The organism is Paraburkholderia sp. C35, from assembly GCF_003121405.1.
Lineage (GTDB): Bacteria > Pseudomonadota > Gammaproteobacteria > Burkholderiales > Burkholderiaceae > Paraburkholderia.
Window position 1 is genome coordinate 36183 of the sequence record NZ_QBUY01000033.1, and the last position, 15265, is coordinate 51447.

At 60.8% G+C, this 15265-nt stretch carries 15 protein-coding genes; 5 read left to right on the top strand and 10 right to left on the bottom strand.

The features are described from left to right. From DK391_RS20585 to DK391_RS20605, 5 genes are all read right to left on the bottom strand, one after another. Positions 1–1056: a M23 family metallopeptidase gene (locus DK391_RS20585; RefSeq protein WP_109479824.1), complete on the bottom strand. Its 1056-nt coding sequence runs from the start codon at positions 1054–1056 to the stop codon at positions 1–3. A gap of 301 nt (positions 1057–1357) precedes the next feature. After that, the gene (gene petA, locus DK391_RS20590; RefSeq protein ID WP_109479825.1) at positions 1358–1978 is read right to left on the bottom strand and encodes a ubiquinol-cytochrome c reductase iron-sulfur subunit; all 621 of its coding nucleotides are present in this window, start codon (positions 1976–1978) and stop codon (positions 1358–1360) included. Continuing rightward, positions 1975–2430, bottom strand: coding sequence for a carboxypeptidase-like regulatory domain-containing protein (locus tag DK391_RS20595; RefSeq protein WP_109479826.1), 456 nt, complete (start codon positions 2428–2430; stop codon positions 1975–1977). Before DK391_RS20595 ends, petA begins: the two co-directional genes overlap by 4 nt. Before the next feature lie 122 nt (positions 2431–2552). Then, positions 2553–2933 (bottom strand): VOC family protein, encoded by a 381-nt coding sequence (locus DK391_RS20600; RefSeq protein ID WP_109479827.1) that lies wholly within the window; start codon positions 2931–2933, stop codon positions 2553–2555. Between the two features lie 18 nt (positions 2934–2951). After that, positions 2952–4217, bottom strand: coding sequence for an MFS transporter (locus DK391_RS20605; RefSeq protein WP_109479828.1), 1266 nt, complete (start codon positions 4215–4217; stop codon positions 2952–2954). A 101-nt stretch (positions 4218–4318) separates the two neighbouring features. Between DK391_RS20605 and DK391_RS20610 the strand changes: the two genes are divergently transcribed. The 3 genes from DK391_RS20610 to DK391_RS20620 all read left to right on the top strand — a co-directional run bounded on the left by DK391_RS20610 (position 4319) and on the right by DK391_RS20620 (position 8294). Continuing rightward, on the top strand, positions 4319–5191 hold the full coding sequence (locus DK391_RS20610) for a LysR family transcriptional regulator (protein ID WP_109479829.1): 873 nt from the start codon (positions 4319–4321) through the stop codon (positions 5189–5191). 74 nt (positions 5192–5265) lie between these two features. Then, positions 5266–6993, top strand: a complete 1728-nt coding sequence (locus tag DK391_RS20615) for a serine hydrolase (RefSeq protein ID WP_109479830.1) — start codon at positions 5266–5268, stop codon at positions 6991–6993. 482 nt (positions 6994–7475) lie between these two features. Then, positions 7476–8294: a flagellin domain-containing protein gene (locus tag DK391_RS20620; RefSeq protein ID WP_109479861.1), complete on the top strand. Its 819-nt coding sequence runs from the start codon at positions 7476–7478 to the stop codon at positions 8292–8294. A 95-nt stretch (positions 8295–8389) separates the two neighbouring features. Here the strand turns inward: DK391_RS20620 and DK391_RS20625 are convergent, their stop codons facing one another. Together DK391_RS20625 and DK391_RS20630 are read right to left on the bottom strand one after the other, a co-directional pair. Beyond that, the gene (locus DK391_RS20625; protein ID WP_109479831.1) at positions 8390–9139 is read right to left on the bottom strand and encodes a glucose 1-dehydrogenase; all 750 of its coding nucleotides are present in this window, start codon (positions 9137–9139) and stop codon (positions 8390–8392) included. Positions 9140–9157: 18 nt separating this feature from the next. Beyond that, positions 9158–10291, bottom strand: coding sequence for an alkene reductase (locus DK391_RS20630; protein WP_109479862.1), 1134 nt, complete (start codon positions 10289–10291; stop codon positions 9158–9160). A 234-nt stretch (positions 10292–10525) separates the two neighbouring features. Between DK391_RS20630 and DK391_RS20635 the strand changes: the two genes are divergently transcribed. Next, the gene (locus tag DK391_RS20635; RefSeq protein WP_109479832.1) at positions 10526–11413 is read left to right on the top strand and encodes a LysR family transcriptional regulator; all 888 of its coding nucleotides are present in this window, start codon (positions 10526–10528) and stop codon (positions 11411–11413) included. Positions 11414–11618: 205 nt separating this feature from the next. After that, complete coding sequence (locus DK391_RS20640; RefSeq protein WP_109479833.1) at positions 11619–12728, top strand: SDR family oxidoreductase; 1110 nt, start codon at positions 11619–11621, stop codon at positions 12726–12728. 104 nt (positions 12729–12832) lie between these two features. On the opposite strand, the gene DK391_RS44390 is transcribed toward DK391_RS20640, so the two are convergent. The 3 genes from DK391_RS44390 to DK391_RS20650 all read right to left on the bottom strand — a co-directional run bounded on the left by DK391_RS44390 (position 12833) and on the right by DK391_RS20650 (position 14928). Further along, positions 12833–13096 carry a hypothetical protein gene (locus tag DK391_RS44390; RefSeq protein WP_162600873.1) on the bottom strand — a complete coding sequence of 88 codons (264 nt, stop codon included), beginning with the start codon at positions 13094–13096 and terminating at the stop codon, positions 12833–12835. Positions 13097–13262: 166 nt separating this feature from the next. Continuing rightward, a complete protein-coding gene (locus DK391_RS20645) occupies positions 13263–14216 on the bottom strand; it encodes a D-2-hydroxyacid dehydrogenase family protein (RefSeq protein WP_109479834.1) in 954 nt (317 codons plus the stop codon). A 142-nt stretch (positions 14217–14358) separates the two neighbouring features. After that, positions 14359–14928 (bottom strand): hypothetical protein, encoded by a 570-nt coding sequence (locus DK391_RS20650; protein ID WP_109479835.1) that lies wholly within the window; start codon positions 14926–14928, stop codon positions 14359–14361. Between the last annotated feature and the right edge of the window lie 337 nt (positions 14929–15265).

Below are 15265 nucleotides of genomic sequence, written 5' to 3' on the forward strand. Positions count from 1 at the left end.
TTAGAGCAAAGCGGCGAGACGGTCCGCTTCCTTCGCGAACTGCGCGCGCTCGGTCGGATCGAGCGGGTCGTTGCCCGGCAGCGCGACGGTCAACGGGTCTTTTGGCACGGCATCGACATGCACTTCGTAGTGCAGATGCGGACCCGTTGCCCAGCCTGTCGATCCGACATAGCCGATCACCTGGCCACGATGCACTTGCGCCCCGCGATGCAGGCCCTTTGCGAAGCGCGACAGATGGGCGAACACGGTCTGATAGGGCGGCGGGTTGCGCAGCACGATCACTTTGCCGTATCCCGTTTGTCTTCCGATGAAGCTCACGGTGCCGCGTGCCGTCGCGTGCACGGGCGTGCCCGCGGGCGCGGCGAGATCGACGCCGTCGTGGCTCTGCCAGCGGTGCGTGACGGGATCGAGCCGACGCAGCGCGAAATCCGAAGAGACGCGCTCATAGGCGAGCGGATAGCGCGAGAACGAAGGCGTCGTGCTGGTGCCGTCCTTGGTGTAGTAGAACGGCTTGCCATCCAGATTGCGGTAGAGAAACAGATCGTGCGAGGACTTGCCCGTTTCGATGCGCACGGCGAGCGGCGTGTCATCGGCTTCGGATGCCTGCGGCGATGTATCCGCTGACGCTGGTGTTGGTGTTGTGGATGCACTCGCGGCCGGTGGATCGACAACGAGACTGATCGTATTTCCGGGCTTGAGGTCGCGGCGAAAGTCGATTTCGCCTGCAAAGGCATGCGCGAGCATGGCCGTGGTGCGGTCGTCCAGACCGAGCCGCTGCGCCGCCTCTGCAAAGCTGCTTCTCACGGTCGCGGATCGGACGACGGGTTGCGGTGCAGTCCCAGACGCAGCTTCAGGCGCGGACGGTGCATGCAGCGTGCTGCTGGCTGCATCGCGATTCAGCGACGGCGATTGCGCGGTATTCGCATCGTCCTGGTCGGCAGCATGTTTCGCGCGATGCGGCGAGAAGATCAGTGCAGCGCATACGGAACTGAGCGCGCAAACCAGAATGACTTTGCCACTGCGCGCCGATGACGCGACAAATGCGGGAAGAGGCATGATCGAATAATGCGGAGCGACGGATGCTGCGATGGCAATCGCGTGAGGCAGAGAACCTGCGCGCGATCGGACTGATAGACGCGATGCGTCCAGTTGATGAGTGATGCGAGTGATGCGGCTATTCGAGCTGCAAACAGAGTGCAGTAAAAATGACGGCAAACGGAACTGACGTGTCGAACGGCATGTAAAAAATGCGGCGAAGCTGCCGTGCAGTGATAGACGACGGAGCGAACACCATAGCGACCAACCCTTAAGCGAATCTTAAAGGGGCCAATGCGGAATATCAAACTGCGAAGACTAACTACGCGTCGCCGTGCTCGTCCGCGCCGATTACCACGCTATTTGCAGACTCGAATTGATAACGCGGCACATCGAGATTCTGCGGTGCGGGCTTGTCCTTGAACACGCGTCCCGCGAGATCGTATGTCGAGCCGTGACATGGACACAGAAATCCGCCCGGCCAGTCGTCGGGAAGACTGGTCTGCGCGCCGGGCTGGAAGCGTGGGCTTGGTGTGCAGCCCAGATGCGTGCACACACCCACCACCACGAGCAGATTGCTGCGCTCGGCGCGTGCACGATATTCGTTGTTGCAGTAAGGCGGCAACGGCATCGAAAACGGCCGTGTGGTGTGCGGGTCTGCGACGAACGCATCGGCGGCGCGCACGTCGGCGAGCATTGCCTCTGTGCGATTGACGATGAAGATCGGCTTGCCGCGCCATGCTGCCGTCATCATGTCGCCAGGCTGCAGATGGCTGATGTCGACCGTGACGGGCGCGCCTGCCGCCAACGCGGAGGCAGACGGCTTCAACGATTCGACGAATGGCGTAACCACGGCCACGCCCGCGATGCCGCCCGCCACCGAGGTGGCGATCATCCAGCGACGCCGTGCTTCATCGACAGGTGCATCGGCGTCGGCGCTCATGATGCGCTCCGATCCGAATGCGTCTGCCACACGAACAACGTGCGCAGATGTCCCGACGACGACACGTTCACCACGCGTTCCTGCGCCTTGCCGTCGTAGCTCGCGGTGATCTTGTAGCGGCCGGTTGGCAGCGAGGCGAGCATGAACGGGCCATTTGCAGTCGCCTTCAAAACGGTTGCGCCCTTCATATTGGTGATATGGACGGGCACGTCCGCGAGATATTCGTTGCCCTGATGTGTGGCGCCCGCAAATTCGAGCACGAGCGGATACTTGTGCATGACGCCTCTGATCGCCGCCGCCTGATCGCTGCCTACGCCGCCCGACAGATAGGTGACGGCACCTTGCTGATGCAGCGAGGGCAGATCCGGCGTCGCCGCGAATGCGCTTGTGGTGGCCGCTTGCGCGAATACGAGCGCGATGGCGACAAGGCTGGTTTTGGTGAACTTGTTCATGTCATTCTCCTTGCTTGAAACTGGATATCGCTTCCGTGTCTTCATGCTTCCAATTTAGGCAGGTGGAATTAAATGAGAATTAAGGCGCGTCACCTCGCTTTGATATTGCTACTAACGTGGGTTTAGGCTATCGGTTCGGAGATTTCGATCAGATTCAGATCGGGATCGCGTACGTACACGGAGCGGATCTTATGCGTTGCGCCCGTTCGCTCCACCGGTCCTTCGATGATCGGCCAGTTGCATGCGGCAAGATGCGCGATCACCTGATCGAGCGGCACGGACGCGATGAAGCACAGATCCAGCGCGCCCGGCACAGGCAAGTGCGCCTTCGGTTCGAACTCGCTGCCGCGCACATGCAGGTTGATCTTCTGGTTGCCGAAGCGAAACGCGATGCGCCCCGCGCCGAAGGTTTCCAGTTGCATCTGCATGACCTTCGTATAGAAGTGCTGCGTTGCTTCCGCGTCGGTGCAGGTCAGCACCAGATGGTCGAGATGATCGATCACGATGAGATCCTCCGTCTATCAGTGTGCGCGTGCCTGCACGCGCGCGACATACAACGTGAGCGTGCCGCATACCGCAAGCATCGCAAAGCCGAATCCCGCGACGGACGGCCATGCGCCGTTCTGCCAGAACCACCCGCCCCACGAACCGAGCACGCTCGAACCCAGATAGTACGCAAGCAGATAGAGCGAGGTGGCGTGACCTTTCGCGCCATCGGCAAGCTGTCCGACCCAGCCACTCGCGACCGAGTGCGTGATAAAAAAGCCCACGGTCAGCACGACGATACCGAGTACGACAGGCACGAGCGCATGCGTCAACGTCAATGCGAGTCCGAGCGCCGCCACCACCACGCCGGCGATCAGCACCGGCCCGCGGCCGCAGCGATCGGCCAGTGCGCCCGCACCGGATGCGGCCACGATACCGAACAGATACGAGCAAAAAATCAGCCCGGTTTGCGTCGCGCTGAGACTGAACGGCGGCGCCATTAACCGGAAGCCCGCGTAGTTGTAGACAGTGACGAACACACCCATGACGAGACATCCTGTGGCGAACACGGCGGGCAAGGTGGATGCCGTCAGATGCTTGCGCCATAGCGCGACGTGATGCGCGGGGCTGAGGTCCGTGCGCCTGACGAAATTGCGCGAGCCTGGCAGCAGCACGAAGAACGCAATCGCCGCAATGATATCGACGATGCCGATCGTCAGCATGGCCGTGCGCCACGAAAGATGATCGCTCATATAGCTCATGCCGACACGGCCGATCATGCCGCCGAACGCCGTGCCGCCCACGTATAGCCCCATGGCGAAGCCGAGGCCGCGCGGTTCGATTTCCTCTGCCAGATACGCCATCGCAACGGCAGGCACGCCGCCGAGCGCCAGCCCTTCCAGTGCACGAGCGATGAGAATGCTGTGCCAGTCCACTTCGAGCGCCGCACATACGTTGAAGAGCGCGGCCAGCGTCATCGACGCGAAGATCAACCCGCGTCTGCCGAAGCGCTCGGACAACGCGCCCGCGCACAGAATCGAAACTGCAAGAAACCCCGTCGACAGCGACAGCGCCAGCGAGCTTTGTGCGGCACCTATGTGGAATTCGCTCGCGAACACGGGCAACAGCGGCTGCACGCAATACAGCAGCGAGAAGGTCGAGAAGCCTGCCAGGAAGAGTGCGATGCTGATGCGGCGGAAATCCGCAGAGCCGGGGCGCACGCCGGATACGGCGCTGATGGGCGAATGCGTACTGGAAGTCTGGATGCGAGTGGGCGTCGCAACGGATGAATCGGCGTTCATGGACAAGACGTGCCTTCGAATGTGACGCAGGAATTGTCCTGCTGGGAAGCTATACTGTCCAATATATGAAACAGGCTAACGCGATATGTTTAAGCACTAGCATGGAACTGCGACATCTACGGTATTTCATCGAAGTGGCGAACGAGCGCAACTTCACGCGCGCGGCTGAAAAGCTGGGCATCGGGCAGCCGCCGCTCAGTCAACAGATCAAGAGCCTGGAGCGCGAACTGGGCGTCGAACTGTTTCGCCGCACTGCACATGGCGCCGAGCTGACAGGCGCGGGCGATGCTTTCCTGAGCGAGGCGCAACGCGTGCTGAGCGGTGCGGATCGCGCCGCGCGTGCTGCGCAGCGGGCGGCGCGCGGCGAGACAGGGCGGTTGCGGATCGGCTTCACGGGTTCGGCCGCTTTCAACCCCGTCGTGCCTGCGCTGATCCAGCGCTTCAAGAGCCGCTACGCCAGCGTCGATCTCACACTCGAAGAAGCGAACACGCCTGCGCTGCTGCAACGCCTGCTCGATGACGGACTCGATGCCGTGTTCTTTCGTCCTGGCATGACGTCGCCTGACAATGTGCAGACGCATCGTTTCGCCGATGAAACGATGAAGATCGTGTTGCCGTCCACGCATCCGCTGGCGGCGAAGAAGCGTCTGCCGTTGACCGCGCTGGCGGGCGAGCCGTTCGTGCTGGTACCGGGGCCGGCCGGTGTGACGCTGCATGACGAGATTGTCCGCGCATGCGGCGAGGCGGGCTTCAGTCCGCAGCTTGCGCAGCCCGCGCCGCAGGTGTCGTCGGTGATCAATCTGGTCGCGGCGGGGCTGGGTGTGTCCATCGTGCCCGCTGCGATCGCTCAGGTGCAGGTGAAGGGCGTGCGTTACCTCGACGTGCAGGGCGCAAAGATGCGGGCGCGTCTGGCGCTCGGATGGCGCGAAGGAGATGCGTCGGCGGCGCTTGGCAATCTGGTTGGATTGCTGTGACGGCGGTTAGTCCTCGATGATGCTTCCGGGCAAGTATGCGAACATGGCATGCTTCCGACGCGAGGAGAATTCGATTGACGCCATTGGACAGACTCGAAGGCTTCGACGACAGCATTGCAGCGCTCATGACGCAATGGAATGCACCTGGTCTAGGCGTCGCGGTCGTGATCGGCGACACGCCCGTTCTGACGCGTGGGTATGGCTTTCGCGACTACGACAAGCGCTTGCCTTTCGATACATCGACGCGTTTTCCCATCGCGTCCAACACGAAGCTGTTCGTCGCGCTGGCGGCGGGCATGCTGGTCGAAGACGGCAAGCTTGCATTCGACGAACCGTTGTGCACGTATCTGCCTGACTTGCGTTTTCATAACGACATCCTGACGCGCTGCGTCACGCTGCGCGATCTGCTCGCGCATCGCACTGGCATCACGCGCCACGACATGATGACGTACGGCGCAGCCGCGACGCCGAAACACGTATTCGACCGGCTGCATCTGATGAAGCCGAGCGCAGGCCTGCGCGAAACGTTCATCTACAACAACGTGATGTATTACGCGGTCGCGCACATCATCGAGCGACTGGGCTGCATGTCGTGGACCGACACCGTGCGCGAGCGCATTCTCGAACCGTCGGGCATGCACGACACGTCGTTTCTCTATGCGGATCTGCTGGATCACCCTGATCTGGCCATCGGTTACACCGAATACCGCGACAGCCACGCCTTGCGCAAACTGCCGACGAAACGGACCAGCGATCCGCCCTGGCCGTCGGGCAGCATGGTGTCGACACCCGCCGACATGTCCCGCTGGCTGTCGGTGCTGGCCAGCGAAGGTATGGCGGGCGACACGCAGGTGTTATCGAAGCGCCTGCTGCGCGACACGATGGCGCCCGCAATCCCGATCCAGAACGTTGCGACCGAGCAATTCGGCTGGTGGGAAGTGCTGAACGCCGCCTATGGTCTTGGCAGGCAAACGGAGGTGTATCGCGGACATCTGCTGGCTTCGCATGGCGGCGACATCAGCGGGTTCCATTCGAAACTGTCGGTGATGCCGAAAGAGGGCTTTGGAGTCGGCGTATTCGTGATTGGCGACCATTGCGCGGCGTTGCGCGATGTCGTGCACTATCAACTGTATGAACGCCTGCTCGGCCTCGACATCACGCCATGGAACGAGCGGCTGTTCGGGCTGCTGGAGTCGGGGCGACGCGCGATATCGGCTGCGCGTAGCACTCGCCATGACGACCGGATCGAACAGACCAGCCCATCGCATCCGTTGCGGGACTACGCGGGCGACTTTGCGCATGAAGCGTACGGCACGGTCTCGATTGCCGTCGAGAACGATCAATTGCGCTTCAGGTTCCGGCACCAGGATCTTGCGCTGAAGCACTACCACTACGATCGCTTCGACGCCGAAACGGAAGACCCCGAGGACGATGCGCGCTGGCGAATCAACTTCCAGTCGGATCATGAAGGTGAACTGGACCGCTTCGTGACGAAGATCGTCGAGAACGAAGTGGTCTTCATGCGCAAGGAATTTGCGCACGCGCCGGAAACATTGCAGCGCTTGGCAGGCAGATATGAAACGGCTGCGGGCGTCTGCGCCGAAGTTCTTCATCGCGATGACGGCAGCTTGTGGCTGCGTGTGCCTGGGCAACGCGACGCGCGCCTGATCGCATCGCGCGAACGCGTGTTTCGCATTGCGTCGGCGCCGGGTTCGACGTTCGAGTTCCTCGAGCGCGATGGCGAGATCACGTCGCTCGACCAGCTGACGGGAGCGGGGCGGTTCGTCATTCCCAGGCTGTAGCGCAACCGCTTTTCGACGCCCGGCAGCCGCGATTTGACAAATCGTGCCGCTGCCGTCCAGAACGTCCAGAAAATGAAAGATTCAGGTCAGACTGGAAAAAGACCTGTCAGCTAAAGTTATTACCGCGTCAGCATTAAACGCCTTCCATTCGATTTATGCTTTCACCAGGCTAATAAGCTTGCATAATTATTCGTAACAATCGCGATAAGAGTATCGGGTTTGTAATTGCGCAGAATGAAAGTGGAAGAAATACTTTTTTGCATAAAAAATGTACATATAAATCAACGGTATGCGCATGGTGTCCGGCAGATATCCAGCGCTTCGCAGTGTCGTGATTTTATGTTTTTGTAAGTCATTTATTTCATGTGGAAACTTAAAGCAATATTTGGAGTTGTCGTAAACCCCGTCAAGTGATTACGCGAGACATGGAATAAACCGCGTGATCGCTTATGTCCGATCTCATGGAACCGAAAGGGGTTGAAATGCTTAACATCAATACGAACATCATGTCGCTGACGGCGCAGAACAACCTGTCGGGGTCGCAGAATGCGCTCTCGCAGGCGATCAACCGTCTGTCGTCCGGCAAGCGCATCAACACGGCTGCTGACGACGCGGCTGGCCTCGCGATTGCGACGTCGCAAACGGCTTCGATCAATGCGCTCACGCAAGGCGCGGCCAACGCGAACAACGGCATTTCGATGGTGCAGACCACCAACGGCGCGCTGCAATCGATCGTCGACAACCTGCAGCGTATCCGCCAGCTGGCAGTGGAAGCAGGCGACGGCTCGCTCGACTCGAACGCACTCGCCAATCTGCAGGCGGAAGTGTCAACGCGTCTGACGGAAATCACGCGCGTCGCGCAACAGACCACTTTCAACGGCCAGTCCGTGCTGAACGGCGCGGGTTCGGTGAACTTCCAGATCGGTGCGTTCAACGGCCAGCAGATCACCGCTGACTTCGGCACGCAGAAGTGGGATGCAAGCTCGCTGGGTATCAGTGGCCTGACGGTGGCGACGGCTTCGGATGCGCAGGCAGCGATGAGCTCGATCGATACGGTGCTGACGAGCGTCAACACCTTCCAGGCAACGCTCGGTGCAACGCAGAACACGTTCCAGGCCGCTATTTCGACGACGCAAACGGAAGCGACCAACATGAGCGCGGCTGAATCGCAGATCACCGACGCCGACTTCGCGACGGAAACGGCCAACCTGTCGAAGGCTCAGGTTCTGCAACAGGCTGGCATTTCGGTGCTCGCGCAAGCGAACTCGATGCCGCAGCAAGTCCTGAAGCTCCTGCAGTAAAGGTAAGCGCGACGTGCATCCTTTACAGGGAGCGGGATGCACGTCGCGTGACGAGGAAGGTGAGCGCAACCGTTCGCTTCGAACGGCTGGCAGACCTACACTTGCGCCAGTCCGCCATCCACGAACAGATCGATGCCCGCCACGTAACTGCTGTCGTCGGATGCGAGAAAGAGCGCTGCCGAAGCGATTTCTTCCGGTTGGCCGATACGTCCCAGCGGCGTTGCCGCAGCAAATTGCGCGCGCAGTTGGTCCGCTTCCGCTGCCGGGGTCACCTGGCTGTCGATAATCGGCGTGTCGATGGCGCCAGGGCTGATCGCATTGACGCGGATGCCGCGACCCTTCAGTTCCGTCGTCCACGTTCGAGCCAGTGAGCGCACAGCGGCTTTGGCGGCGCTATAGGTGTCGTGCGCGGGCAAGCCTTTGACGCCTGCAATCGAACTGGTCAGGATGATGCTGCTTCCTCTTGCCATCAACGGCAGCGCTTTTTGCACGGTGAAAATCAGGCCGCGCACGTTGACGTCGAAGGTGGCGTCGTAGTGCTCGGGCGTGATGGCATCGAGCGTGCGATGTTCGATCGCTCCGGAGTTGGCGAATAGCACGTCGATGCTGCCTCGCTCCTTCCCGACGATGGCGTACAGGCGCTCGAGCTCGTCGAGTTTCGTCACATCGGCCTGCACGGCCGTCACGTTGCGCCCGATCTGCCGCACGGCCTTGTCGAGTTCCGATTGCCGTCTGGCGACGATGAACACATGCGCGCCTTCGTCGACGAAGCGCTGGGCGGTCGCGAGTCCGATGCCACTGCTGCCGCCCGTGATCACGGCCGTCTTGTTCACAAGTCGATTCATGATGTTGTCCTCGCTGATTCACTCGGTTTCGGCTTCGGCTTCGGTTCTGGCTTCGGCATGGAACGCATAATCGGTGTAGCCGCGTCCATCGCCGCCATAGAACGTCGAGCGGTCGTAGCGATCGAGCGGCTTGCCCGTACGTAGACGCTCGGGCAGATCGGGGTTCGAGATGAACATGCGCCCGAATGCGACGAGATCGGCATGGCCGTCGACGATGATCTGTTCGGCGCTTTCACCCGTGAAGCCACCGGCAGCGATGATCCTGCCGCGAAAGATCCGGCGCATGTCCTTCGATGTGACGTCCGACTCGGTCGTCTCCTGTTCTTCGATGCCGCGAATGCGCGGCTCGATCACATGCAGATAGGCAAGCTCATAGTCGTTCAGACGAGCGGCGACGTAGCCGAAGGTCGCGTGCGGATCGCTGTCGGACATGGTGCCGTATCTGCCGCTCGGTGACAGCCGTAGCGCGACGCGGCCCGGACCCCACACGGAGACCACGGCGTCGAGCGTGTCGAACAGAAAGCGCGCGCGGTTTTCGATGGAGCCACCGTACGCATCGGTGCGATGATTCGTGCCGTCCAGCAGGAACTGCTCGAACAGATAGCCGTTCGCGCCGTGCAGTTCGACACCGTCGAAGCCAGCCTGTTTCGCCAGCACGGCGCTGCGGCGGAACTGCTCGACGATCGGGGCGATCTCGTCGAGTTCGAGCGCGCGCGGCACGATCAGTTCGGCTTCTGCGAGATTGCCGTGCTCATCGCGGATGGCCGCATGTTCGAGCGAGCGCAGCGCGGAAGGTGCCACGGGTGTGACGCCGCCGGTGTTCGCCGGGTGCGCCTGACGCCCTGCATGCCACAGCTGCAGAAAGATCCGCGCGCCTTTTGCGTGCACGGCGTCCGTCACGCGCTTCCAGCCCGCGGCCTGCTCGTCCGTATAGATGCCCGGTGCGCCGACATAGGCGATGCCGAGCGGCGCGACGGCTGTCGCGTCGCTGATCAGCAGGCCGCCTTGCGTGGCGCGTTGCGTGTAGTACTCGACCATCAGATCGCCGGGTACGTTGCCTTCTTCCGTGCGCATCCGCGTAAGCGGCGCGAGCACGACACGATGGCTAAGTTCGAAGGGACCGACCTGGGTTTGGGTGAAGAGCTGGTTCATGCTTGCATCCTCGGGATGAGCGTTGACGGTGACAGGATCATGCGCGCTCGACATGCCGCGCAGAAGCGGTCTGGCGGCGATAAGAGTCATTCCCTGCAGGCATGGGTGGTGCAGGTGTGGCCGATATGAGCCTTTCTTGCGGAGGTCGCAACGTGTGCCGGAACCGCCCGCCGTGCGGGCATCTGTTAGAGAATACGGCGTGACCGGTTCGACGGACCCAGGAGGAAGCGCGGTATGGATCGATTGGCTGCAATGGAGATTTTCGTCAGCGTCGCCGAGGCGGGGTCGTTTTCGGCTGCTGCCAGGCGGATGAACGTGGGGCAGCCCGCGATCTCCAAATCTGTCGCGCAACTCGAAGAACGCCTCGGCGTTCGGCTTATTCTGCGTTCGACCCGCGGCCTGGCGATGACGGAAGCCGGCCAGCGTTTTTACGAGCATGCGAAGCTCGCCATCCAGGAAGCCGACGATGCCGAGCACGCCGTCCGCGACGCCTCTGACAGCCTGTCCGGCAAGCTGCGCGTGAGCGCGGCCGTGACCTTCGCATGTCTTCATGTGCTGCCGTGGCTGGAGGAATTCATGAACCGGCACCCGAAGCTCGAAATCGACCTGAAGCTCGATGACCGCAACATCGACCTGCTCGAAGAAGGCATGGACGTGGCGTTGCGCATGGGAGCGCTGAGCGATTCGTCGATGACGGCGCGGCGCATCGGGTGCAATCCTCGGCTCGTGATCGGCGCGCCCGCCTATTTTGCGCGAGCGGGAGTGCCCACCGTGCCCGCCGATCTGAGCCGGCATCAGGCCATCGTCTATTGGCAGGGCGGCGGCGGTGAGACCTGGACATTCAGCCAGAATGGCAGCGAGGTAGACGTCACACTCGCGGGACGCGTGCGTGTGAGCGCAGCAGAGGGCATGCGCACAGCCGTGCTCAACGGCATGGGGCTGGCCGTGGCGTCGCGCTGGATGTTCTCTCCCGAACTGGCCACAGGCGAGGTTCAGGCCGTGTTGACCGACTGGGCGCTGCCTTCCATCGATCTGTGGGCCGTCTTCCCGTCAGGGCGGCTGGTGACGGCGCGAGCGCGTGCGTTCGTCGAATTCGTCGAAGAGGCACTGGCGCGCGCCTGAGCGCGCGCAGCATCCGTCAGTTTCCGCTAGCCCATTACCCGAAGGAATAAGCGTCATTCCTCGCCGCTGGCTTCTGCCCGTTTCCGTTCGCGCCTACATTCCGTTCCAGCCGATTCGATATCGGGAAAGACACGCGAAGCTGTCGCGCAGTACATGACGCGACAGTTCGAGCCGGAATGAAATGGATCGAAACTGGAGAAATGAAATGGGCAAGAATGGCAAGGTTCTGGTGGCGGGCGCGAGTGGATTGATTGGCGTCGCCGCTATCGAACGTTTTCTCGCTGCGGGTTGGGATGTCGTCGGCGTATCGCGGCGCAAGCCGGAATTGCTGGAATTGACGGAAGGCGGTGACTTTGAATTTGTCTCCGTCGACCTGCGCGATGAAAATGCGGCACGCAAAGCACTGTCGACGCTGGAAGGAATTACACACGTCGCGTATGCAGCGATCTACGAGAATGCAGATGATCTGGTGAGCGGCTGGTCGAATGCCGCGCAGATCGAGATCAACAACGCGATGCTGCGCAATGTCATCGAGCCGCTCGTTTCCGGCAAGAACAATGCAACGCTCAGGCACGTGTCGATTCTTCAGGGCACGAAAGCGTATGGCGTGCATTTGCACCCGATTGCCATTCCCGCGCGCGAAAGCGATCCGCGCGACGATCACGCGAACTTCTTCTTTGACCAGCAGGACTATGTGCGCGACGCCGGCGAAAAGCATGGCTTCGCTTACACGGTATTGCGTCCGCAACTGGTGACAGGAAAGACCGCAGGCGCGCTCAATGTACTGCCCGCCATTGGCGTATATGCCGCGATTCGCCGCGAGAAAGGCGAAGCATTTGGCTTTCCTGGCGGCCCTTCATTTGTGTGGGAAACGGCTGATGCCGATCTTGTCGGCGACGTGATGGTCTGGGCCGCGCAATCGCCGCAGGCAATCAATGAAATTTTCAACATCACCAACGGCGATGTATTCGAATGGCGCAGTGTGTGGCCGGCGATGGCAAGCACGCTTGGCGTAACAGCGGGAACGGATGAACCGACGAATGTCGCGCAGTACATTCGCGACAACGCGGACGTGTGGGCGAAGATTGTCGCGAAGTATGGTCTTGCAAGCGGTGATCTGCGCGCCTTCGTCGGACAGGGCGATCAGCATGCCGACTTCGCGTTTGCTTCCGGAGCGCCCGCTGGACCGGTTGCGTTTGTGAGCACGGTCAAGCTGCGCAAAGCGGGATTCAATGCTGCCGTCGATACACGCGATGCGTTTTGCGCTGCACTGCAGTCCTTTATCGACCGCAAGCTGTTGCCGCCTGTGGTTTAAATGCCGCGCATGGACAGCGAGGCAACCGGACCGTGAATCATGTCGTCCATGAGAAGGTCTGATTGCCTCGTATGGGGTTTGAGGCTAGCGCGGGAGTACGCTATTTAGCGTGCGACCCGAATCGGCGGCGAATAGGGACTCAGGGTCGTTTCATTGCCCGCACCCGATTGCGTCGCGCTTCTCGGCTCCGAGCCGAAGCCTCCGCCAGATTGTGTACCCGTGGATTGATCCTTGGTGCCCACGCTGAGTGACGAAGTCCCGGCCTGGCCGGTCATGTTGTTCTCCGTGGGCGTCGCTGTTTGCGCGTGAGAAACGAGGGGCGCGGTGAGAAAGGCCGCGATGATGAGAGCTTGAGTTGCGGATTTCATGATGGACTCGCGAAGTTCGAAAGTGTGCGCTGATCGGTCAGACACTGAGCCGCAATCAGAACGGCTCCTGAACACGGATCTGAGAAATCAGGAAATCAATTATAATCCTGATTGAATTTCGCTGCTGTTCGACTGACAAGGCCATACCGGCCTTGCCGACCAAGCATCAGGCATTCTTCTTGTCGAGCCACTCGACGATATTGCGCACGGTATCGCCATAGAAAGTCTGGTACAACTCGCGGGACACATAGCCGATATGCGGCGTCGCGAGCACGTTATTCATCGAACGCAATGGGTGGGTCGGTTCCAGCGGTTCGGTATCGTACACATCGATAGCGGCGCCCGCGATCTGTCCGTTCTGCAGTGCTGCAACCAGCGCCGCCGTATCGACAATGGGACCACGCGACGTATTGACGATACTCGCCGTACGCTTCATTTGCGCGAGTTCTGCCGCACCGACGAGATGCCGTGTGCGTTCGCTCAGGCGCAAATGCACCGACAGAAAATCGGAAGTGGAGAACAGCGTGTCTTTATCGACCCGTTGCACGCCTTTCGATTCCGCGCGCTCGTCCGTCAGATTCTGGCTCCACGCAATCACGTTCATCCGGAACGCGCGGCCAATCACGCCGACGGCCGAACCGATATGCCCAAGTCCGAGCACGCCGAGCGTCTTGCCCGCCAGTTGCGTGCCGATCATCTGCTGCCAGCCGCCTGCTCGCAGCGACTGATTTTCCGGGGAGATATTGCGTGCCATCGCGAGAATCATCGCCCATGTGAACTCGATGGTCGGCGTGGACGAATAGCCCGTGTGCACGACCTCGATGCCGCGCGCAGCCGCTGCGTCCAGGTCGATCGACGCATTGGCCGATCCCGTCGACGCAATCAGCTTGAGATTGGGCAGGCTTTCGATGATCTCTCTGGTGAGCGGCGTGCGCTCGCGCATCACGCAGACAATATCGAAGGGCTTCAGACGTTCGATAACCTGCGAGCGATCGGCAAGATGATCATTGAAGACGGTGATGTCCGCGCGGTTTTTCAGGGGCGACCAGTCCGCGAGGTCGAGCGCAACGTTCTGGTAGTCGTCGAGCACGGCGACGCGGACTGGGGATGAACTGGACATGCATGACCTCCGGCGGGGACGGGACAGTGTTGTTTGATGATACTGGGATTGTTCGAATGCTGCGTCGAGGCTGCCAGCCAAGGATTGCGCGGCATCGGGAATGGCGCAGTGCAATAAGATGACTGCGCCTTTCTACATCTGGCTAGCGGAAGCCGTACACCAGCACTTTCTTCCCTTCGAAGTTTTCCTGCACGCCTTGCACGCAATTCGGCGGACACTTCACCGTGAGATCCGCGCTTTCGCCCGACACGGTGACGGCCCGGTAGACGACGGATTCGACGAGCGTGCCGTCGGCAGCGACGACGATGTTCAGATCCGTTTCGACACCCGCTGGCACAGGGCCGCCTGCCTTGTAGATGATGGTCATGGTGCCGGTGCAATCGCCATTCACCTTGTAGCTGCCGCTCTGGACAGGATTGAACGTCGTCACGCCGCCTTTCGGCAATCCGCCGATCATGCCGAAGTCAGTGCGTTGAAAGTTGCCAGCGCCGTCGAATGTGACGAGTGCGACGTCATCGAGTGTCGATGTCGTCGTGTAGGGATGGACTTTGCCGTCGTCGCCTACCAATCCAAGAATTTCTCCGTGGCCGATAAAGCCGAAAGCACCCTTCAGCGTGGCGGTCGAACAGAGATCGTGAGCTTGCGCAGTGCCGCTGAGCGAGAACACTGCCATTGCAGTTGCCGACACAATGACTGAATACGGAATCTTCATGATCAACTCCTTGTCACGGAACCGGACGCTCGACACCCTGAATCGCAGGGGCCCTTTGCCTGCAGGATCAAATGACCGGCTCAAACGGATTGCAATCTGAAATGGCCGCAGTGACACCTCGCTGCCGCTTGGCGCGGAGCAATCAAAGAGAGAACGAAAAGCCGTCAATGCGGCCGGGTGTTCTGGAGTGTGAGGCGCAATGGCCGTGGGGACGGGCCAGCGTAATGGATGGCGAAAGACTTCATCAGGCAGTCGTTATCTGGCCCGATGCCGGCAGACACGTGCAGAAGGGAGGGCACGAAAGTCCGCGCAATGATGACTTTGTGAGTCCGCCACG